The sequence below is a fragment of the Methylobacterium sp. Leaf125 genome (assembly GCF_001423085.1).
Lineage (GTDB): Bacteria > Pseudomonadota > Alphaproteobacteria > Rhizobiales > Beijerinckiaceae > Methylobacterium.
The window spans coordinates 690,345-711,977 of record NZ_LMNU01000012.1 but is presented as its reverse complement, the minus strand read 5'-3'; the positions used below and the strand labels follow the sequence as shown (position 1 = coordinate 711,977).

Genomic DNA, 21,633 nt, shown 5'->3' with positions numbered 1-21,633 from the left:
ACTTACTCCGCGGGAACGGCGGCCGGGCCGCCGCTCTCCAGGGCGGTCCAGCGATCGGCCCGATAGGCCTTCACGCAGGCCATGATGCCGAAGGCGGCGATGGCGAGCACGAGGCCGACGAACAGAACTGCGAGGGCCGCATCGATCCGGTCGTTGAAGACGATCTTGTGCATGTCGGCCATGGTCTTGGCCGGTGCCAGCACCTTGTTCTCCGCGATGGCGGCCGAGAAGCGATCGGCATGGGAGAGGAAGCCGATCTTGGGGTCGGCCGAGAAGATCTTCTGCCAGCCGGCCGTGAGGGTGCAGAGGCAGAGCCAAGCGGTGGGGATGATCGTGACGAAGGCGTAGCGCTCGCGCTTCATCTTGAAGATCACCACGGTGGCGAGCGTCAGGGCCACGGCGGCCAGCATCTGGTTGGAGATGCCGAACAGCGGCCACAGGGTGTAGATGCCGCCGAGCGGATCGGTGACGCCCTGGTAGAGGAAGTAGCCCCAGGCGCCGACGCAGAGGGCGGTGGCCAGGATGCTGGGTGCCCAGGCCGAGGTGTCCTTGAACCGCGGCGAGACGAGCCCGAGCAGGTCCTGGAGCATGAAGCGCCCGGCGCGCGTGCCGGCATCCACCGCCGTCAGGATGAACAGCGCCTCGAACAGGATGGCGAAGTGGTACCAGAACGCCATCATCGTCTTGCCACCGATGGCCGAGGAGATGATGTGCGCCATGCCCACCGCGAGGGTCGGCGCGCCGCCGGCCCGGGAGATGATCGAGTGCTCGCCGACGTCCTTGGCCGTCTGCGCGATCTGCTCGGACGTGATGGCGAAGGCGGGATCGAGCTTCGTCACCGCGGCCGCCGCGGTCTCCGGCGTCGTGCCGACGAGGCCGGCCGGGGCGTTCATGGTGAAGTAGATGCCAGGCTCGATCACGCTGGCGGAGACCAGCGCCATCACGGCCACGAAGCTCTCCATGAGCATGCCGCCGTAGCCGATGAAGCGGGCATCGGACTCACGGTCGATGAGCTTCGGGGTGGTGCCCGAGGAGATCAGGGCGTGGAAGCCCGAGACCGCGCCGCACGCGATGGTGATGAACAGGAACGGGAACAGCGATCCGGCCCAGACCGGTCCGGTGCCGTCGACGAACTTGGTCACGGCCGGCATCTGCATGTGCGGGGCGACGTAGGCGATGCCCAGGGCCAGGCCGATGATCGTGCCGATCTTGAGGAAGGTCGAGAGGTAGTCGCGCGGGGCGAGCAGGAGCCAGACCGGCAGGATCGAGGCGATGAAGCCGTAGCCGATCAGCAGCCAGCACAGCTGCGTGCCGGTATAGGTGAAGAAGGGCCCCCAGTACGGGTCCGCCGCGACGTTCCCGCCGTAGACGATGGCCAGCATCAGCAGCACGAAGCCGATGATCGAGACCTCGCCGACCTTTCCGGGGCGGATGTAGCGGGCGTAGAGGCCCATCAGCATCGCGATCGGGATCGTCGCCGCGACCGTGAAGGTGCCCCAGGGGCTCTCGGCCAGGGCCTTCACGACGATCATCGCCAGCACCGCCAGCAGGATGACCATGATCATGAAGGTGCCGAACAGGGCGATGACGCCTGGGATGGTGCCGAGCTCCGCGCGGATCAGTTCGCCCAGCGAGCGGCCGTCCCGGCGCATCGAGATGAAGAGGACCATGAAGTCCTGCACGGCGCCGGCGAGCACCACGCCGGCCAGGATCCAGAGCAGGCCCGGCAGGTAGCCCATCTGCGCCGCGAGCACCGGGCCCACCAGCGGTCCGGCACCGGCGATGGCGGCGAAGTGGTGGCCGAACAGCACGTTGCGGTTGGTGGGGACGTAGTCGAGCCCGTCGTTGTGGACGTGGGCCGGGGTTGGGCGGCTGTCGTCGAGCCGCATGACCTTGGAGGAGATGAAGAGCGAGTAGTAGCGATAGGCGATCAGGTAGATGCAGACGGCCGCCACGACGACCCAAAGGGCGTTGACCGTCTCTCCGCGCGTCGTCGCGACGATGGCGAGGGCCGCCGCCCCCAACGCTCCCACGAGGGCCCAGGGCCCGTGCTTCGTTACCGCACTCATGACGTCTCGCTCCAGCGACCTGTCCTTCGTAGCAGGTCGTCAAGGGCTCTTCTCGCGCAAATTCTTCCGCAGGACCAGGGGCCTGCGATTTCAATCATTCAGGATTGAATCACCCATCCGGCGTTTTCTCACCGTGGGTTGTGCAGCCTCCCGATCGTCAATCGAGTTCAATCACGCGGTTCGGCAGAGCGTCGACGGGCCTGGCTTCCGGCGGAAGCTGCCCGGCCAGGATGGAGCCGACCTGCACGACGGCATCGGTCAGGCCCGCCTCGGCCTCGCCACGCCGCAGGGCAGCCAGGAGCCCCTCGATCGCGCCGGACCAGGCGGAGGCCGGGACGCGCGCGGCGACGCCGTGATCGGCGACGATCTCGGCATGGCCTTCGGCCCGGGCGACGTAGATCAGAACGCCGGTCCGCCCTTCCGTCCGGCTGAGGCCGCGGGTGGTGAACTCGCGCAGGGCCTGTTCGTGGGCGCGGTCGCGACGGATCGCCCGTGGCACCAGGGCCATCCGTATCCGGGGATGGAGCCCCGCCAGGAGCGCCAGCAGGACCGCGGCGACCTGCGCCAGCGCGATCGAGGCCGCGCTCCACGGCGTCAGGGCGATCAGCGGCCAGGGCAGGACGAGGCCGACCGCCAGGGCCAGCAGCAGCGGCGCGGAGCGGTAGAGCCCGGCGCGGGCCGCCACCAGCACGACGATCTCGCCGGCCGTCGCGGTCTCGGCCCGGCGGATCGCCTCCGCGATCCGCGTCCGCGCCGGTTCCTCGAGGAAGGGACGCTGCTTACCAGTCACCGGAGGCCCCTCCCCCACCCGACGAGCCACCCCCGCCGGAGAAGCCGCCCCCGTCGAAGCCGCCGGAAACGCCGCCGCTCCAGCCACCCGAGGATGGCCCCGGCAGGATGATGAAGCCGCCTCCCCCGCCCCGGCGCCCACGGTTCATCCGGTAGACGACGAACAGGACGACGAGGAACAGCACGATGAAGATCACCACCTGTCCGGGATCGGCCTCGTCGCTGCGCACCTCCGCCTTGCGGTGCCACGCCTCGGCGTCGCCCGCGACGATCGACAGCATGGCGTCGACGCCCGCATTGATGCCGCCGGCGTAGTCGCCCGTCTTGAAGCGCGGCGTGATCGCGGTCGTGATGATCACCTTCGAGAGGGCATCGGTCAGGGCGCCCTCGAGGCCGTAGCCCACTTCGATCCGGACCTTGCGTTCATTGGGGGCGACGAGGAGCAGCGCCCCGTTGTTGGTCTTGGCCTGTCCGAGCTTCCAGGCGCGGAACAGGCGGTTGGCATAGTCCTCCACGGTCCGGCCCTGCAGGCTCGGGACCGTGGCGACCACCACCTGATCGGAGGTCTTGTCCTCGTACGCCTTGAGCTTGGTCTCGAGGGCCGTCCGGTCTTCGGGCTTGAGGATGCCGGCGCCGTCGACCACCCGTCCGGTCAGGGCGGGAAAGGTCGGTTCGGCGGCACCGGTCTGCGCGAGCGCGAGGCCGCTGGTGGCCGCGACGAGCCAGAGCCCGAGGATCAGCCGCGTGGCGATCGACCGGATGGCGGATGTCCCGGCGCCGCCCGAGCGCGGACGGCCCGAATGCGGACGGCCCAAGCGCGGGCGATCCATGGTGGGCTAGAACTTCACGTTCGGCGGGCGCTCGGAACTGGGCGTCGCCGTGAAGGTCTCCATCGGCTTTGCCTCGGGGTAGAACCAGGCGGCGATCCAGCGTCCCGGAATGGTCCGGACCTCGGTGTTGTAGTCCTGGACGGCGCCGATGTAGTCGCGGCGCGCGACGGCGATCCGGTTCTCGGTCCCCTCGAGCTGCGATTGCAGGGCGAGGAAGTTCTGGTTCGACTTCAGCTCGGGGTAACGCTCCACCGTCACGAGCAGGCGACCCAGGGCGCCGGAGAGCTGGTTCTGGGCGTCCTGGAATTCCTTGAATTTCTGCGGGTCGCTCACCGTGGAGGCGTCGACCTTGACGCTGGAGGCCTTGGCCCGCGCCTCGGTGACGCCGATCAGCACGTCCTTTTCCTGTTGGGCGTAGCCCTTCACCGTCTCCACGAGGTTCGGGATCAGGTCGGCCCGGCGCTGGTACTGGTTCTGCACCTCGCTCCAGGAGGATTTGGCCCGCTCCTCCAGGGTCGGAACCCGGTTGATCGCGCCGCAGCCGGTCAGGGTCGTGCCCAGGGCGAGAGCCGCGACGGCGATCCGAACCCTGCCGAGCCAGGCCCGGACGGGACCCGTCGTCGGGGTGACGACACCTGAACGCATGCTTGAACTCCCTGCAAACCGAGCGCCGCGCGAGGATGGGTCCCTCACCGGCACGTGATCACACATAGGCACGCTGGCGCTGCGATAAAGACGCACAGGGAAAAACTTGGCCGTTGACGAGAAATCTTGGTCGAATCCTGCTGAGACCGGCGCCTCGGGGTGCCCCGGCGTGCGTTTCGGTTGACAAGCCGGGGGCGATCGGTCGCTTTACCCGCCATGGACGAAACGCCCCGCCCATCGCCCGAGAAGCCGCGGGTTTCGATCACCTACTGCACGCAGTGCCAGTGGCTGCTGCGGGCGGGATGGATGGCGCAGGAGCTCCTCTCCACGTTTCGGGACGACCTCGGCGAGGTGGCGCTGGTTCCCGGAACCGGCGGCGTGTTCGTGATCCTGTGCGGACCGCACCTGATCTGGGATCGGACGCGCGACGGCGGCTTTCCCGACGTCAAAGTCCTGAAGCAGCGCGTTCGGGATCACCTCGCGCCGGATCGCGACCTCGGACATATCGATCGCGCGGGCGTCGCGCGCCCATGAGCAATCCGCCTCCGGGAGAGACCACGACGGGGCGCCGCTGGTGGGGGCCGAGGTCGCTCGTCTCCGCCTTCGCGCGGGTTCGACAGCGCGGGTTCTCGACCCAGGTCTATCTGGTCGCCCTGGTGATCGCGCTGATCGGACCGGGCCTGCTGTTCACGGCCATCCTCCTCGCGCGCTATGCCGGGACGGAGCGGGCCCGTTTCGAGCAGGACGCCCGCGAGAACGTGCGCAGCATCGCTCTCTCCGTCGACCGCGATACGGCGGGCCTCGTCTCGGTGCTGCAGACCCTCGCCACGTCGCCGCGGTTGAAGGACGGCGAATTCGACAATTTCGATGCTCAGGCGCGCCTCGTGCGGGACGCGGTCGGCCTCGACATCCTCCTGCGGCGGCCGGACGGACAGCAGGTCGTGAACACGGCGGTGCCGCGCCGGGCTCCGCTGCCGCGCAGCGCGTTGCCGTTCGATCGCGAGATCGCCTCGGGCAGTCAGCGCGCCGTGGTCTCCGGGTACGTCAAGGGCATGAAGCCGACGGACGCGACCTACGCGGTCGCCGTGCCGGTGTTCGGCGAGGGCGGCGTCACCCACATCCTCAGCTTCACGGTCCCGATCAGCCGCCTGGACAGCCTCGTCGCCCGGGAAGCCGTCGAGGGTTGGACCACCGGCCTCTCCGACCGGGACGGGGTCATCCTGGCGCGGCTGCCCGATCCGGACGCCATGATCGGCTCGCAGCGCCTCGCGACGCTGCGTCAGTACCAGACCGCGACGCCGAATGTCTGGGAAGGCAAGGATCGTCGCATGAAGCCCGTGACGGTCGTCGAGGCACGCTCCCGCCTCACCGGCTGGACGGCGGCCGCGATCATTCCACAGGCCCTGGTGGAAGCGCGCCTGCGCAACTGGATCTGGGCCTTCTGCGGCTTCGGCCTCCTCGTGCTGGCGACCTCGTCCATCCTGGCGGTGCACCTGTGGTCGCGGGTCTCGCAGCCCCTGCGCCGGCTCGCGGCAACGGGGCCGGCCCTCGCGCGCGGCGAGGTCATCCCGCGGATCACCTCGCCGATCCACGAGATCCGGCGCCTGGGGGACGTGCTCGCGGATGCCTCCCAGCGCCTGCGCCTGCGCAGCGACGAGCGCGACCGGGCACTGGCGGAGACCGAGCGGGGCCTGAGTGCCCTGCGCGAGAGCGAAGCGCGCTTCCGCCACATGGCCGATTCCGCGCCGGCCCTGATCTGGATGACCGACGAGAGCGCGCAGATCAGCTTCGCCAACATGCATTTCGACCACATGTTCGGCCTCCATACGGCCGCCGTGCTGGCCGGCGAGGACTGGCGCCGGATCATCTTCGCCGAGGATTACGAGGCCTTCGCGACCCGCTTTCGCGATGCCTTCGTGGCCCGGTTGCCCTTCCAGGCCGACGTCCGGGTGGTGGACCAGGACGGCGTCGTGCGCTGGCTGCGCTGCGAGGGGGTGCCGCGGACGGACGATACCGGCAATTTCCTCGGCTATACCGGGTGCAACGTCGACATCACCGACGCCAAGCGCGCCGCCGAGCACCAACAACTCCTGATCCACGAATTGAACCATCGGGTGAAGAACACCCTGGCCACCGTGCAATCGATCGCGGGGCAGTCCCTGCGCCGGCTCGAAGGGCCGGAGGCCACCGCGGCGCGAGCCGCGTTCGAGGCCCGCCTGCTGGCCCTGGCGCGGGTCCACAACGTCCTCACCCGGGAGAGCTGGGACGGCGCCGAACTCGGAAACGTCGTAGCCGACGCCATCGCCCCGCTGGATGCGACGGAGGGACAGCGCTCCCGGTTCGTCGTCTCCGGTCCCGCCCTGCGGCTGCCGCCGCGTCTGGCCCTCTCGATCGCCATGGCGCTGCACGAACTCGGCACCAATGCGGTGAAGTACGGTGCGCTCTCGCAGGAGGGGGGCACGGTGACGATCGCCTGGTCGGTGGAGCGCCAGGCGGAAATCCGCCTGATCCTGCGCTGGAGCGAGGATGGCGGCCCCCCCGTGGTTGCGCCGACCCGCACCGGGTTCGGCTCGCGCCTGATCGAGCGCAGCCTTGCCCGGGAACTCGATGGCGAGGTTCAACTGCTGTTCGCGGCCACGGGTGTCGTCTGCACCATCGAGGCTCCGGTCCCGCCGCCGACTTTATTGGAGCGCAAGGCGGATCTGATCGGTCCGCGCGAAGTGCCCCTGTCCCGTTCGGCCTGAGACACGGCTCGCTCCGACCGGTCTCCCAACGCGGGCGAGCGACCGGGATCCGACGCGCCGCGGGTCGCCCTGCGCCCCTGCCCCGGTGCCACCCTGCATTGTGGGGCTCTGCCCGGCGCCATGATCCTCGGGATGGTTCAACGACTGAACAGATTTGGTCCAGACTGGTGCCTGCCGCCCTCGCTGGAGGCTGCGCGAAGCTGCGTCCCCGACCGCCCAGGCGAGTCTCAGCATCGTTGGATTGTGTAAAAGTAGACACAGGTCTCAACCCTGTTCCATGCCGGCTTTTATACCGGCTGGACGCGCCTCTCGGCCTGCGCAACGGTCCCTCGGCGGTCACGGAAGGGTCCTGTCAAGACCGCCTTTAGGCTATAGGCTCAGGAAAGAGCGAAGTTTTCCGACCTCGGATCTACGGTAGACAACAAGCAGTGATTGCGCCGGGCCAGGTTTCGATCGGTTGCGCTGCACCAAGACTCGTCAAGGCAGGACACGGAACGCTTCTCGACCTGATGTGGATGTCTTGGGCAATAAGGATACATTAATGGAAGACCGGTAGATCACATCGCTACGCCTTACAGGACCAACCGCGATGCTCGGCCTTCCCTTCGCCCGTTCCACCACGAAGCCACCCGTCACCGAAGCGGCGCCGGAGGCCGCTCAGATCCGAGACGAAGCCCGTCTGGTGCAGGCCGTCGAATCGCTGATGGTGAGCCAAAATCTCGCATCGGTCGATCTGCCCGAGGGGCCGCTCCGCGCCGCGATCGAGCGGTTGCACGCCGATCGCGAAGCCGACCTCCTGCGCAGCCTGGGCACCACCGCCACCGTCGCTCGCGAAGCGTCGGAGGCGGCAACCAACACGGGCTGGATGACCTACGACGTCGGTGAGGTGGCGAGCGCCACCCAGACGATCGCGGGCGCCGCCGAGGAGATGGCGGCGTCCGTGGCGGAGGTGGCCCAGACGTCCGAGACGGTCGTAACCGTCGCGCGGGATGCCCTCGCGGAGACCCAGGCCTGCATCCAGGACGCGCAGAAGGCGCGCACGGCGATGCACGAGATCGATGCCCGGACGTCCCAGATCTCCGATCGCGTCATCGTCCTGGAGCGCGCCATCGCCCAGATCGAGGTGATGGCCACCACCATCGCGGCGATCTCGGCGCAGACCAATCTCCTGGCCCTCAACGCCACGATCGAGGCCGCCCGGGCGGGCGAGGCCGGTCGCGGGTTCTCCGTGGTCGCCGCCGAGGTCAAGTCGCTCTCCGCCCAGACCGCCAAGTCCACCGGGGAGATCCGCGGGCTGCTGAGCACCCTCACCGCCGAGATGGGGGCGATCTCGGAGGCGGTTCACGAGAGCCGCAGTGCCGTCACCACGGGCCGCACCATCGTCGATCACCTCGAACATCGGATCGTCGAGACGAATGCCCGCATCGCCCAGGCCAGCGACCTGAACCAGGCGATCTCGCAGATGCTGGGACAGCAGCGGGCGGCCACCTCGGAAATTTCGACCAGCGTGCAGAACATCGCCGCGAAGGCCGCGAAGACCCACGAGGAGATCGAGAAGATCACGAGCCGCCTCGTGCGCGCCGAGGCCACCGGCCAGACGGCGCTGAACACCAATGCCCGCGACGTACCGGTCTACGCCCTGGTGCGTCTGCCGGCCGATATCGGCGCCTGGAAGCGCAAGCTCGCGCGGGTTCTCGTCGGCATGGCGCAGCCGGACGCGACCCTGGCCACCCTGTCGGGACAGCCCGGCCGGAGCCTGAAGACCGACCTGGCCGGGACCGCTCCTGCCGCCCACCCCGCCTTCGCCCGGTTGGTGGCGGCAGAGAGCAAGGCCTTCGCAGAGGCCAGCAAGATGCTGGAAGCCCTGAAGGTCAGCAACTGGGATGTCGGCACCCCCGCCTACCAGGCTGCCGCGGAAGCCATGAAGGAGATGCTGGTCGCCGCCAAGGAGATCGCCGGCTGAGGCGTTCGCTGGCTAGGAGCGCGCCGCGCCGCGGGGCACCAAGCCGGGAACAGGGAAGCGGGTGCCCTTGTCGGGGCGCCCGCTTTCGGCTTCCTTGCGCGGGTCGCCACGGAGCCCGCGCTTGACCTCATCCTTCGCCGCCGCCGCCGAGGCCCCGCCGTTCAACGGCGCGCGCTTCTGCCTTGCCGAGAATGCCCGCCTGCGTGCCGACAAGACGGCGCTCATCATGGCGGGCGCCGGCGACGACGTTCGCAGCCTGACGTTCGGCGAGGTCGATCGGGCGGTCCGGGGCATCGGCGCCGGGCTCCGCGCCCTCGGCCTCGCGCCCGGCGCGCGCGTCATGATCCGCATGGGCAACGAGGCGGACTACGTGCTGGTCTACTTCGGCGCGCTGGCCGCCGGCCTCGTGGCCCTGCCCTCCTCACCTCAGCTGACCGAGCCCGAGGCCGCGTTCCTGATGGAGAATGCCGGCGCGTCCGTCGTGGTCGTGGGGGCGGGCCATTCCATCGATCCGGCCGGACTCGGGGACCGCATCCTGCTCCGGTCCGACGACATCGCCGCGATGAAGACCGGCCCGGCACTGCCCGACTACGCGGACACCCGGGCCGAGGATCCCGCGACCCTGGTCTACACCTCCGGGACGACGAGCCGGCCCAAGGGCGTTCTGCACGCCCATCGGGCCATCCGCGGGCGCCGGCCGATGCATGCGCACTGGCTCGGCCTGTCGGAGCACGACGTCATGCTCCATGCGGGTACGATGAACTGGACCTACACGCTGGGCGTCGGGATCACCGATCCCTGGGCCTGCGGCGCCACGGCGGTGCTCTACGACGGGCCGCGCGATCCGGCGATCTGGCCGACCCTGATCGCCCGTCATCGGGCAACGCTGTTCGCCGCCGTGCCGAGCCTCTACCGCCAGATCCTGAAATATGCCGATCTCGGCGCCGTCGATCTCGGCACCCTGCGCCACGGGGTGACGGCGGGGGAGGCCTTGTCGCCCGAGCTCCTCGCAGCCTGGACCGAGGCGACCGGAAAGCCCCTCTACGAAGCCCTCGGGATGAGCGAGTGCTCGACCTACGTCTCGAGTGGCCCGACGATTCCCGTGCGCCCCGGCTCGCCCGGCAAGCCGCAGCCCGGGCGCCGCGTCGCGATCCTGCCGGCCGAGGGGCCGGCGGATCCGCTGCCGCCGGGAGAGGTCGGGCTCCTCGCCATCCACCGCTCCGAGCCCGGCTTGATGCTGGGCTACTGGAACCGGCCCGAGGAGGAGGCCGCGGTGATGCGCGGCGCGTGGTTCGTGGGTGGCGACCTCGCGAGCCTCGATGCGGAGGGCTACCTGACCTTCCACGGCCGCAACGACGACCTCATGAACGCGTTCGGCTACCGCGTCTCGCCGAACGAGATCGAGGGGGTCCTGATCGAGCATCCCGGCGTCGCCGAGGTCGGTGTCGCGGAGATGGCGGTTCGGGCCGACCTCAGCGTCATCACCGCCTTCGTCGTCCCGAAGCCCGATGTCGTGATGGACGCCGACGATATCATGGCCTGGTGCCTCGATCGGCTCGCGACCTACAAGTGCCCCCGCGAAGTCCGCTTCCTCGACGCACTGCCGCGGACCGCCAACGGCAAGGTCCAGCGCAAGCGCCTCCCCAGCGCCCAAGACCGTGCCAGCTCCCAAGACCGTGCCAGCGCCTGAGACGGCGCGGCGGCTGGGAGAGGCCGCCCCGCCCTGCCCGGATCAGCCGTGCCGGGGCATCCACCGGGCCTGTGGCCCCGACGGCACGCCCGCCCGGAAGGCATCGATTTCCCGGCCGCCGCGCCAATCGCAGCTTGACCCGCCCCATCCGAAATTCTAGATCGACCGCCTGCGGAGACGTGGCCGAGCGGCTGAAGGCACTCGTTTGCTAAATGAGCATACCCCGAAAGGGGTATCGAGGGTTCGAATCCCTCCGTCTCCGCCATCCCCTTCGGTGCCCTGCAAATTCCTGACGACGCTGCTGACGCGTCTGCGACCGGCTCGTCGCCGCTTTGGTCATGGAACCCTGTCGGATCGGCCAGCGGCGTCATCGCTTCGGGCTCCCATCCTCAGCTGTTCCCACGCGCGTCCCGCCCCTGCCCTTCGCGAGGGATCGGATGCGCCGGGTCATGGACCTGTCACGGCCTCGAGGCTTCGGAGCCAGCGGCTCGGCCGCCGTCGCCCGGACAGGGTCCGTGCTTAGCGCGGTAAGGTCGCCGGAAGATCGGAAAACCTGCTTCCGAGAGGTGCCTCCACGCGGCCTTTGCCGGGGTCAGCCTGGGCGCGCCTTCGCCGATCCGACGAGAATCGGCATCTGCTCTCCAGGATCTCGATCGGTGCGAGGAACCGCGCGGCCGGATCGGCCTGCCTCGATCCGTCCGACGGTTCGCCAGGCAGCGTGTTGCGAGATCGGGCCTGCCGATGGCATAGAACCCGTGGGTGCATGGTCCGAAGATCGGATCCGCAGGCTTCTTCGCTGGTCGGGCCGCCAGCGACGGAGACGCACGACCATGCCACGTCACTTTCGCCCCGTCTCGGTCCTGCGCAGCTTCCTGACGAGTGAAGCCAGCGGCGGCATGATCCTGATGGCGAGCGCGGCCCTCGCCTTGGCGATCGCGAATTCCGCTTGGTCCGACGCGTACTTTTCCACCCTCAAGACCTACGTCGGCGGCCTCAGCATCCTGCACTGGATCAACGACGGCCTGATGGTGGTATTCTTCCTGCTGGTCGGCCTGGAGATCAAGCGCGAGGTCCTCGACGGACGCCTGCGGACCTGGCCGGACCGGCTCCTTCCCGGCATCGCCGCCCTCGGTGGCATGCTCGCCCCGGCGCTGGTCTACGTCGCGGTGAACCGGCACTCGCCCGAGACCCTGCGCGGCTGGGCGATCCCGACAGCCACCGACATCGCCTTCGCGCTGGGTGTACTCGCCCTTCTGGGATCGCGCGTCCCGGTCTCGCTCAAGATCTTCCTGACCGCGCTCGCCATCATCGACGATCTCGGCGCGGTCGTCATCATCGCGGCGTTCTACACCGCCGACCTGTCGCTGCCGATGCTCGGCGGAGCGGCCGCCGTCTTCGCGGTCCTGTTCGGCATGAACAGGGCCGGGGTCAAACGCCTGACGCCCTACCTGGTCCTGGGGGCGGTGCTGTGGTTCCTGGTGCTCAAGTCCGGCATTCACGCCACCATCGCGGGCGTCCTCCTCGCCCTGACGATCCCCCTGCGCCTCAGTCTCGGTGAGCCGGACGATCCGATCTCGCCCCTGCACACGCTTGAGCACGCCATCCACCCGTGGTCCGCCTATCTGGTGCTGCCGGTGTTCGGCTTTGCCAATGCCGGTGTCTCGTTCGCGGGCATGAGCACGCAGATGCTGCTCGACCCGGTCACGCTGGGCGTGGCGCTCGGATTGTTTCTGGGCAAGCAGGCCGGCGTGTTCGGAGCGGTCCTCGCAGCGGTCAAGCTCGGTCTGGCGCAGCGCCCCGCCCATGCGGGCTGGTGGCAGGTTTACGGCTTGTCGCTCCTGTGCGGCGTCGGTTTCACCATGAGCCTGTTCGTCGGCCTCCTGGCTTTTGCGAGCAGCCCCGAACTCGAGGCCGAGGTGAAGATCGGTGTCCTGCTCGGCTCGGGTACATGCATGGTCGCCGGTGCCCTCGTCCTCCTCCTCGCGTCCAAGGCCGATCGGATCGCGATTGCCGGGAAGCGGCACGAGACCCCTGCTTAGAGCCCCGCAACTGTAACAAAGACTGTAAAATCTCTCATCGTGTGCTGATCTCGGCCGAGCTTCGCGCTAGGAAGCATGGAAGGGCGTCGAATAACGACCCCGTGAGGAGGATGCGCATGCTCCGCTTGAGCCGCTGGATCGACGTGCTCAACGAGCGCATCGGTAAGATCGCCGCCTGGGCGATCGTGGCTGCGGTCATCGTCTCCACCTTGAATGCGATCGTGCGCAAGCTGTTCGGCACGTCCTCGAACGCGTGGCTCGAGCTGCAATGGTACCTGTTCGGTGCCGTCTTCATGCTGTGCGCGGCCTGGACCCTCAAGGACAACGAGCATATTCGCATCGACATCCTTTCGAGCCGGCTGTCGAAACGCGGACGTGACCTTGTCGACGTGTTTGGACACTTATTCTTCCTGCTGCCGTTCCTTGCGGTCATGATCTGGCTGGTGGTGCCGTTCTTCCTGAACTCTTATAATTCCGGCGAAGTCTCCACCAACGCGGGTGGATTGCTGATCTGGCCAGCCAAGGGGTTGATCCTCGTCGGCTTCGTCCTGCTCGGGCTGCAGTGGCTCTCCGAGCTGATCAAGCGCCTGCTCATCCTGTCCGGCCGGATCGAGGACACGACGAGCGCGGGCGGTCATCACGCTGCCGCCGAATCGGAGGCCGAGCGCCTCGTGGCGGAACTCGCGGGCGAGCCCGCGAAGACAGCCTTCGCGGCCGATCCCAAGGCGGGTCCGAAGCCGGCGCCCAAGGCCTGAGCCAGACATAAGCCCTTCACAGCCCTCGAACCCACCAAGGTCCGATGTTCGCCGAGTTGATCGCCCACAACCTCGCGCCGATCATGTTCGCGACACTCGTCGTGTTCCTGCTGCTCGGATACCCGGTGGCCTTCGCGCTGGCCGCCAACGGCCTGCTGTTCTTCGTGGTGGCGGTCGAACTCGCGCCCTACGCCCCGGACACGATCACCCTGTCCTGGCCGCTGCTGCAGGCGCTGCCGGAGCGGGTCTTCGGGGTGATGTCGAACGAGGTGCTGCTGGCCGTCCCGTTCTTCACCTTCATGGGACTGGTTCTCGAACGCTCCGGCATGGCCGAGGACTTGCTCGACACGATCGGCCAGCTCTTCGGGACCATCCGTGGCGGCCTCGCCTACGCCGTGATCTTCGTCGGCGCGCTGCTCGCCGCCACCACCGGCGTGGTTGCGGCCTCCGTGATCTCCATGGGCCTGATCTCGCTGCCGATCATGCTGCGCTACGGCTATGACCGGCGCCTCGCCACGGGCGTGATCGCGGCCTCCGGCACGCTCGCGCAGATCATCCCGCCCTCCCTGGTGCTGATCGTCATGGCCGACCAGCTCGGCCGCTCGGTGGGCGACATGTACGAGGGCGCGTTCGTGCCCGGGCTCGTGCTCTCGGCGATGTATGCCGGCTATGTGCTCCTCGTCACGCTGATCTGGCCCAAGGCAGCGCCCGGCCTGCCCAAGGACGCGATCGGCTACCGCGAAGAGAACGGCGCCCGGGGCGTCTGGCAGCTCGGCATCCTGGTGCTGTTCTCCGCCGTGATCGGCATCGCCGTGATGGCTCAGACCGGCATGAAGGCCGGTGCGGACTACGTCATCCTGACGATCTGCATCGCGACCGTGGTGGCGCTGGTCTGCGCGGTGATGAACCGCTTCCTCGGTGCGCAGCGCGTCATCGTCTCGGTGTTCCTCGCCGCAGGCCTCGTGAGCCTCAGCCTCTACCTGCGCGCGACGGCGGCGGGCACCTGGGGCCTGGTGGCCGAGCTCGGCGCGGCCGGCGCGCTCTACGCCCTGGTCGTCGGGATCGTCGAGCGCCTGACCGGGCTTCGCCTGATCTCGCGCATGGCGCAGCAGGTCACCTTCGTCATGGTGCCGCCCCTGCTGCTGATCTTCCTCGTGCTGGGCACGATCTTCATTGGCATCGCGACCCCGACCGAGGGGGGCGCCATGGGTGCCGTCGGATCGCTCATTCTCGCCGGGATCAAGCGGATCCTCGACCGCAACCCGGCACGTCTGAATTTCACGCTCGTGAAGCAGGCGACGGAGTCCACCGCTAAGCTCTCGACGTTCGTGCTGTTCATCCTGATCGGGGCGCGCGTGTTCTCGCTGACGTTCTACGGCGTCAACGGGCACGTCTGGGTCGAGCACCTGCTCACCAGCCTTCCGGGTGGCCAGATCGGCTTCCTGATCTTCGTGAACATCCTGATCTTCCTGCTGGCCTTCTTCCTCGACTTCTTCGAGTTGGCGTTCATCATCATTCCGCTGATCGGGCCTGCGGCAGACAAGCTCGGCATCGACCTGATCTGGCTCGGCGTGATGCTCGGGGTGAATATGCAGACGAGCTTCATGCACCCGCCCTTCGGCTTCGCCCTGTTCTACCTGCGCTCGGTCGCCGCCAAGGTTCCCTACCTCGACCGCGTCACCGGCAAGCGCATGGAGCCCATCACCACCGGGCAGATCTACTATGGGGCGATCCCCTTCGTGATCATCCAGTGCATCATGGTCGCCCTGGTGATCCTCTTCCCCGGCATGGTCACGCACTACAAGTCGAGCGGTACCAAGGTCGATCCGGCGGCTGTCCAGCAGCAACTCGACAATCTGCAGGGGCTGGGAGCCGGCTCCGGCGACGATGCGCCTCCGATCGATCTGGGCCCCCCGAAGATCGAGTGAGCGCGCGCGGGCCGACCCGTCCGGAGGACTGCGCCGTCCTCCGCAGAGTGCGAACCAGAAACGAACGGAGGAAACGATGAAGAGACGCGAATTCCTGAAGCGTGCCGGCCTCGGTGCGGTCGCGGCCGGCGGCGTCGCCGCTCCCGCCATCGCCCAATCGTCCCCCGAGGTGCGCTGGCGCCTGAGCTCCGGCTTCCCGAAATCCCTCGACACGATCTACGGCGCGGCCGACGTCCTCGCGAAGTTCGTCTCGGACGCCACGGACGGCAAGTTCGTGATCCAGCCCTTTGCCGCGGGCGAAATCGTCGGGACCTTCCAGGCGGCGGATGCGGTCAGCAACGGGACCGTCGAGATGGTCCACACGGCGGGCTACTACTACGTCGGCAAGGATCCGAGCTTCGCCCTCGGCGCTGCCGTTCCCTTCGGGCTGAACAGCCGTCAGCAGAACGCCTGGCTCTATCACGGCGGCGGCAATGAGATCGTCAACGAGTTCATGGCCAAGCAGAACATCTACGCGCTACCCGGCGGCAACACCGGCACGCAGATGGGCGGCTGGTTCCGCAAGGAGGTCAAGACCGTCGCCGACCTGCAAGGTCTGAAGATGCGCATCGCCGGCATCGCCGGACAGGTCATGGCCAAGCTCGGCGCGGTGCCGCAGCAGGTCGCGGGCGGCGACATCTACCCGGCGCTGGAGCGCGGAACCATCGATGCCGCCGAATGGATCGGCCCCTACGACGACGAGAAGCTCGGCTTCAACAAGGTTGCGCCGTTCTACTATTATCCCGGTTGGTGGGAGGGCGGGCTCACCCTGCACTTCTACATCAACAAGGCGAAGTGGGAGAGCCTGCCCAAGAACTATCAGTCCGTTCTTCAGGCGGCCGCCATGGCGGCCAATGTCGACATGCTGGCCAAGTACGATGCCAAGAATCCGGCCGCTCTGCGCCGCCTGATCGGCACCGGAGCACAGCTGCGGCCCTATTCCAACGAGATCATGGAAGCGGCCCTGAAGGCGACGAACGAGGTCTATGCCGAGATCTCCGCCAAGAACCCGGACTTCAAGAAAGGCATCGACAGCCTGCGGGCGTTCCGCGGTGAGGAGTATCTCTGGTTCCAGGTCGCGGAGTACACCTATGACGGCTTCATGATCCGGAACCGGACCAAGAACTGACCAGCGCGTCTGGCCGACGCGTCCACCGCGACGCGCCGGCCGGATGCTCGCGAGCCGTGGTCCTCAAGTCTGGAGGCGGGACGCTCGAGTGAACGAGCCGAGATCACGGCGGCCGATCGGGCGGTTCGAATTTGGAACGACGCTTCAGGTACCCGTCCGGCTCTTGCGGCGGTTGCGTCAGACGTCAGGACACCATTCCGTTTCAGCCTCGCCCGGCCTGCGAGCCCAAGCGCGGGGCCGGAACAGCAGCACCTCGGGCCGTCATCCCGGGAGGGCGACTGAGAGCGGATCGTTCGCCAGGAGAATCGGCTCGCCGTGCGGTGTCGCGACAGCGGCTCGGGCGAAGGCCGCTCGGCGCTCGGCGAGGAGCTCGGGCGGCGCGACCCCGCGTGCTGCGAGCAGGCTTTCGAGGGTCGAGAGCCAGGCGGCATAGTCCGCGGCCTGCCCGGTTCGCCGCGTCTGCGCCCCCAGCGCCTCTGCCCACTCGCTCCAGTCGAACAGCCCCTGATCGTGCAGCGCCACCACGAGGGCGAAGGCCTGTGCCTCCCAGGGCTCCGCAAAGACCGGGGCAGCGGCGTCGTCCAGGGGAATTCGATCGGTGCTCATGCGATCCGTTCCGGTTCGAGGGCTTCCAGGTAGCTCTCGAAGGCGTTCACCGAGACGCTATGGCCGGGTTCGGCCTGGTCCCCCCAGAGGTCACGCCCGCAAAATCGGACGGTGTAGAGCCATTGCGGCGCCTCGCCGGCAAGTTGCGCGTTCGTGTCGGGGAAGACGAAGCCGCCATGCACCGCCTCGACGGTACCGATATGACCTCGAACGTAGCGCGGCAGCCGCGTGTGTCCGACCGGATTGATGCGCCGGGCGCGGACGCGGTCACCCAGCGAGAAGCGCGCCGGGTCGGGAACGGGCCGGTCGCTCGGGAAGCCTCGCGCGAAGAGCAGCGCCACCTCCTCACCCCGAAGGACGCGCTTGACCGGGGCAGCCGGGGCTGACGCCGTGCAGGTGGACAGCTCCTCGGGCGTGACGAGGCCATGGTGCTGAACCTGGCGTTCCAGGGCCTTGAGCCAGATCGCGTAGTAGCTGGAGGTAAGGTACTCGCCCGGCGGCAGCGCTTCGCGGGCCGACCGGCTCGCATCGAGGTTCCAGGTGCCGGAGAGACCCATGGCCATCGCGAGGCCGAACACCCGCTTCTCCCATTCGGCATGGAAGCGCGGCTCGTCCTTTTCCGGCGCGACGGGACCGAAGCCGTGCATGCCGCCGAGATCCTGACCCCCGTTCATGCGATCCGTTCCGCGGTCAGCGGGAGGCCGGTGCCGATCATGGAATCCCGGGTGACGAGGGCGGCGAGGGCGGGCTCGTCCAGCTCCTCCGTCCCAGCGGGGCGCATCGGCAGAACCATGTAGCGAAGCTCGGCGGTGGAATCCCACACGCGGATGCGCTGGGCAGCCGGGAGCGTCAGGCCGAATTCGGCCAGGACGGCACGCGGCGCGATCACGGCGCGCGAGCGGTAGGGAGGCGACTTGTACCAGACCGGCGGCAGGCCGAGCACAGGCCAGGGATAGCAGGAGCAGAGGGTGCAGACGACGAGGTTGTGTTCCTCGGGCGTGTTGGCGACGACGACCATATGCTCACCGCCCCGCCCGCCGACCCCGAGTTCGTGCATGGCCGGGGTTGCATCCGCCAGCAGGCGGGCGCGAAAGCCGGGATCGACCCAGGCCCGTGCGACCACCCGGGCCCCGTTATGAGGTCCGACTCGGGTCTCGTAGGTCTCGATCAGCGCATCGAGGGCGGCCGGGTCGACGTAGCCCTTCTCCACGAGAATGGATTCGAGGGCACGAACCCGCAACTCCATCGGCGAGAGTTCACTCGCCGGGTGCGTTCCGTGCGGATGGTCATCGTGATCGTGATGGTGCGCCATGCTCAATCTCCAGGCCGCACCTTACGGGCTGAATCCGCGAGCGTCATGCGTGCCGCCAGCCCTGCGCGTATCCCGGGAAGATCTGTCACCATCGACGACGCAGACGGATCGGACGCCGGGCGGCAAGGGACGCGATGGCAACGTCCGGAATCCGGCTCCTCCGGCCGAATGCGTCCGAACGACGGCATTCTGCCAGCCATGATCACATCTCGTGCGGTCGCGGCGGAGCGGGACCCGTCCGCGCTCGCAGTGCGCGGAACGGACGATCGTGGGCCCTCCCCGCGCAGATGCCGCATCGACCCCGCGGCGTCCCGGTCCGGATTGCTCCGACCGGTTCGAACCGCTCAATCCTGGACGCTCGACCCCGAGACACCTGCACCAGTCCCGAAGATCCGGTGACAGTAAGCAGCCAGCCGGTCGTGCCGCTCGGCCGCGGCGCGGAAGGCGATATGCCCGTCCGGGCGGATCAGCACGACACCCGGCCGGCCCTCCAGGCCGTAAGCCCCGTGTGCCTTGCCGTCGAGGTCCGACAGCATGGGCACGTCCCCTATGGCGCGAGACGGGCCCGCCAGGACGAGGCGCGGGCGGAGGTGCCCCCAGGGCGACACGGCGTTGATGGCCTCCGCCAGCGAAGGGCCTGCGTCCGATGAGCGACCGTCGAAGCAGAGCAGCGCCCAACCCGTTGTCCAACCATCCGGATTGTAGAGAAACCGGAACAGCGAGGTCGTCGTCCCGGCATGCGTCACCTCGGCGTCGGGCGCGCGTTCGCCCGGTGCCGGCCCGCGTTGCAGCAGGTGGGTCGGCCCGGAGAGATGGTCCTCGTTCAGCGGACTGTCCGGATAGCGCACGCTCATCTGCTGCAGGTCGTCCGTTCCCTGGAGCAGGGCGCCGAGGCTCGGGATCGCCTTTGCCGCCAGTCCGAGTGCGGCATCCGTCAGGGAGCCGCGATAGACTGTGCGGCGGAAGCCCTTCGCCTGTTGCGCGCTGAGCCGGGCATGTTCGCCGCCGCGCTCGACGCCGTAGGAGTCCAGCACGACGGGCGCGGCCTCGCCTCGCAGCGTCATGGCGAGCCGCCAGGCGATCTCGACCCCGTCGTGCAGGCCGGCATTCATGCCCTGCCCGCCGATGGGCAGGGACAGGTGGCCGGCATCCCCGGCCAGGAACACCCGGCCGCGGCCGTAGCCCGGCGAAACGCCGTACTGGAAGCGGCTGTGAGTGAGCCATTGTGGGTCGGTCAGCGTGAGGGTCTCGTCTCCGGTGACCTCGCGTGCCAGGGCTTGCAACTCGTCGAGGGTCGGGTCCCGGTCGGGCACGCCTGCATCGTCCGCAAGGAAGAAGAGGCGATGGTAGCCGCCCCAGACCGGCAGCACGCCGCAGAAGCCGCGCTCGTAATAGAAGAACCAAAGCTGGTCGGGCTCCAGCGATCGACGCCAGGACAGCCGGGCATCGACCTGCCGGTTCATTCGCCCCTCGAATCGCTCAGGCTCGAAGTCGAGGTCGAGAAGGGGGCGCACCGTGCTCTTGGCGCCGTCGGCGGCCACGACGTAGTGGCAGCGCAGGTGCTGTTCCGGACCATCGTCCCCCCTCCCAAGTGTGAGGGTCACGCCGTCGCTGTCCTGGGCGATGCCGGTCACCCTGTGGCCCCGGGCCAGCCGCCCGCCGCGCCCCTCGAACGTCTCCGACAAGGTCTTCTCGATGACGTCCTGTCCGCTGTAGAGGACCTGCGGGTACGGACTGGCCACGTCATCGATCGCGATGGGCGTGGTCGGCGTTCCGTTGATGAAGAAGTTGACGAGGCGGATGGGGTAGGCTTGCGCCGCGAGCGCCTCGCGGAGGCCGATGCCGGCCAGGAGTTCCTGTGGCCGCGCCCATAGGTTGTTGGCGCGCGAGTAGGCCTGCAATTCGGTCCGCTCTTCCAGGATCAGGCAATCCACGCCGTGGTGGCGCAGGCCGCAGCCGGCAACCAGGCCAACGGGGCCGGCACCGACGACGATGACGTCGGCATCGTAGGGCTTGGCATTCGCGTCCTGGCGCATGGTGACCTCGTCGTTGGGAAGGATGGGGTTCACGCTGCGCAGATGCCGGGAACGGCGACCGTGCGGAACAGGTGTGGGCTGGCTGTCGCGCTCGCCGGATAGTCGGCGAGACGGGCCTGGAACTCGGGATTGGTGAAGGCTGCCCGGAATGCCGCGACGCTGTCCCAAACGGCGTAATTCAGGAAGGTGCCGCTACCCGCGATGCCGCGGTGCAGCTGGGTCGACACGAATCCGGGCTGCCGCTTCATAATCTCCGCGTCGGCCGTCCAGGCGGCGAGCAGGGCGTCGGCCTCCGCGGGTGGGACGACGAAGGTGTTGATCAGGACGACGGAGTGGCCCTCGTCCTTCAACTGGTCCGCCAGGGTCACGGTCCGGTCCATCTCGATGAATGTCGGCATGTCAGGCTCCTTCGGTTGCCGGATGCGCTGCTGGGGTCGGTGCGTGCGGCCCGTCGAGACGTCGCTGCATCTCGCGCAGGAGTTCACTCGCCGCTTCGAAGGATTCGGCCGGAAGGCCTGACGCGAGAGCGTCGGCCCAGCGCTCCTGTCGCGCGCTCGCCGCGCGATAGGCCGCCGCCCCGGCTTCCGTCATCACCACCAGCATGGCGCGGCGGTGATGCGGATTTGGCTCCAGGCGGACCAGGCCATCCGGCCGCATGTCGTCCACCAGGCGCTGCACGGCCTGCCGGGTCAGCCCCATGTTGCGGGCGATGTGGGCGACCGGCAGCGGCAGCGGCGAAAGGGCGATGGCCCCCAGCACCTGCCAGCGAGCGCTCGTCAGTCCGAGGTCGCCCACAAGGGTGTCTCCTGCGGCGAGGAGATCGCCGTTCAGGCGGAAGATGTCGAGGACGAGGCTGGTCCAGGCGCGCCGGAGGCGGGTGGGGTCTGACGGGGCGTTGGTTCGGGTGGGGCGCATGTCCAACGTTATGGCGTTTGGGCCGAATTCGTCAAGTGGACAATATGTTGTCAATTTGAGCGTGCGTCGGGGTGCCTACGGGGGCCCTCGCTGGCCGGAGCGATCCTCCGCGACGATGACGATGACGGTGTTCCGGTGAGGACA

General features: G+C 68.3%; 18 protein-coding genes and 1 tRNA gene. 9 read left to right on the top strand and 10 right to left on the bottom strand.

Annotated features, from left to right (window positions below):
- Positions 1 to 2: 2 nt before the first annotated feature.
- From ASF58_RS14405 to ASF58_RS14390, 4 genes are all read right to left on the bottom strand, one after another.
- Positions 3 to 2,069, bottom strand: a complete 2,067-nt coding sequence (locus ASF58_RS14405; protein WP_055953329.1) for a carbon starvation CstA family protein — start codon at positions 2,067 to 2,069, stop codon at positions 3 to 5.
- Positions 2,070 to 2,226: 157 nt separating this feature from the next.
- Positions 2,227 to 2,859, bottom strand: a complete 633-nt coding sequence (locus tag ASF58_RS14400; RefSeq protein ID WP_055953326.1) for a hypothetical protein — start codon at positions 2,857 to 2,859, stop codon at positions 2,227 to 2,229.
- Complete coding sequence (locus ASF58_RS14395; RefSeq protein WP_244477338.1) at positions 2,849 to 3,598, bottom strand: YgcG family protein; 750 nt, start codon at positions 3,596 to 3,598, stop codon at positions 2,849 to 2,851. The genes ASF58_RS14400 and ASF58_RS14395 overlap by 11 nt, the downstream gene beginning before the upstream one ends.
- 96 nt (positions 3,599 to 3,694) lie before the next feature.
- On the bottom strand, positions 3,695 to 4,333 hold the full coding sequence (locus tag ASF58_RS14390; protein WP_055953323.1) for a LemA family protein: 639 nt from the start codon (positions 4,331 to 4,333) through the stop codon (positions 3,695 to 3,697).
- A gap of 216 nt (positions 4,334 to 4,549) precedes the next feature.
- Between ASF58_RS14390 and ASF58_RS14385 the strand changes: the two genes are divergently transcribed.
- From ASF58_RS14385 to ASF58_RS14345, 9 genes are all read left to right on the top strand, one after another.
- Complete coding sequence (locus ASF58_RS14385) at positions 4,550 to 4,867, top strand: SelT/SelW/SelH family protein (RefSeq protein WP_055953320.1); 318 nt, start codon at positions 4,550 to 4,552, stop codon at positions 4,865 to 4,867.
- Positions 4,864 to 7,077, top strand: coding sequence for an HWE histidine kinase domain-containing protein (locus ASF58_RS14380; RefSeq protein WP_082513063.1), 2,214 nt, complete (start codon positions 4,864 to 4,866; stop codon positions 7,075 to 7,077). The genes ASF58_RS14385 and ASF58_RS14380 overlap by 4 nt, the downstream gene beginning before the upstream one ends.
- A gap of 589 nt (positions 7,078 to 7,666) precedes the next feature.
- On the top strand, positions 7,667 to 9,040 hold the full coding sequence (locus ASF58_RS14375) for a methyl-accepting chemotaxis protein (protein ID WP_055953316.1): 1,374 nt from the start codon (positions 7,667 to 7,669) through the stop codon (positions 9,038 to 9,040).
- Between the two features lie 121 nt (positions 9,041 to 9,161).
- Entirely contained in the window at positions 9,162 to 10,730 is a 1,569-nt protein-coding gene (locus ASF58_RS14370; protein WP_055953313.1) for an AMP-binding protein, read from the top strand.
- Between the two features lie 173 nt (positions 10,731 to 10,903).
- Positions 10,904 to 10,995, top strand: a tRNA-Ser gene (locus ASF58_RS14365).
- A 565-nt stretch (positions 10,996 to 11,560) separates the two neighbouring features.
- On the top strand, positions 11,561 to 12,769 hold the full coding sequence (gene nhaA, locus ASF58_RS14360) for a Na+/H+ antiporter NhaA (protein WP_055953310.1): 1,209 nt from the start codon (positions 11,561 to 11,563) through the stop codon (positions 12,767 to 12,769).
- Positions 12,770 to 12,885: 116 nt separating this feature from the next.
- Positions 12,886 to 13,524: a TRAP transporter small permease subunit gene (locus tag ASF58_RS14355; protein ID WP_244477325.1), complete on the top strand. Its 639-nt coding sequence runs from the start codon at positions 12,886 to 12,888 to the stop codon at positions 13,522 to 13,524.
- Positions 13,525 to 13,568: 44 nt separating this feature from the next.
- Positions 13,569 to 15,452 (top strand): TRAP transporter large permease subunit, encoded by a 1,884-nt coding sequence (locus ASF58_RS14350; protein ID WP_055953304.1) that lies wholly within the window; start codon positions 13,569 to 13,571, stop codon positions 15,450 to 15,452.
- Between the two features lie 76 nt (positions 15,453 to 15,528).
- The gene (locus tag ASF58_RS14345; protein WP_055953301.1) at positions 15,529 to 16,620 is read left to right on the top strand and encodes a TRAP transporter substrate-binding protein; all 1,092 of its coding nucleotides are present in this window, start codon (positions 15,529 to 15,531) and stop codon (positions 16,618 to 16,620) included.
- 261 nt (positions 16,621 to 16,881) lie between these two features.
- Here ASF58_RS14345 and ASF58_RS14340 read toward each other — a convergent pair whose 3' ends face one another.
- The 6 genes from ASF58_RS14340 to ASF58_RS14315 all read right to left on the bottom strand — a co-directional run bounded on the left by ASF58_RS14340 (position 16,882) and on the right by ASF58_RS14315 (position 21,489).
- Entirely contained in the window at positions 16,882 to 17,226 is a 345-nt protein-coding gene (locus ASF58_RS14340) for a nitrile hydratase accessory protein (protein WP_055953297.1), read from the bottom strand.
- Positions 17,223 to 17,900 carry a nitrile hydratase subunit beta gene (gene nthB / locus ASF58_RS14335; protein ID WP_055953294.1) on the bottom strand — a complete coding sequence of 226 codons (678 nt, stop codon included), beginning with the start codon at positions 17,898 to 17,900 and terminating at the stop codon, positions 17,223 to 17,225. Before nthB ends, ASF58_RS14340 begins: the two co-directional genes overlap by 4 nt.
- The gene (nthA, locus tag ASF58_RS14330; RefSeq protein ID WP_055953291.1) at positions 17,897 to 18,538 is read right to left on the bottom strand and encodes a nitrile hydratase subunit alpha; all 642 of its coding nucleotides are present in this window, start codon (positions 18,536 to 18,538) and stop codon (positions 17,897 to 17,899) included. The genes nthB and nthA overlap by 4 nt, the downstream gene beginning before the upstream one ends.
- Before the next feature lie 344 nt (positions 18,539 to 18,882).
- Positions 18,883 to 20,607: an FAD-dependent monooxygenase gene (locus ASF58_RS14325; RefSeq protein ID WP_244477324.1), complete on the bottom strand. Its 1,725-nt coding sequence runs from the start codon at positions 20,605 to 20,607 to the stop codon at positions 18,883 to 18,885.
- Positions 20,604 to 20,972, bottom strand: a complete 369-nt coding sequence (locus ASF58_RS14320; RefSeq protein ID WP_055953288.1) for an antibiotic biosynthesis monooxygenase family protein — start codon at positions 20,970 to 20,972, stop codon at positions 20,604 to 20,606. The genes ASF58_RS14325 and ASF58_RS14320 overlap by 4 nt, the downstream gene beginning before the upstream one ends.
- Before the next feature lies 1 nt (position 20,973).
- Entirely contained in the window at positions 20,974 to 21,489 is a 516-nt protein-coding gene (locus ASF58_RS14315; RefSeq protein WP_055953285.1) for a helix-turn-helix domain-containing protein, read from the bottom strand.
- Positions 21,490 to 21,633: the final 144 nt, after the last annotated feature.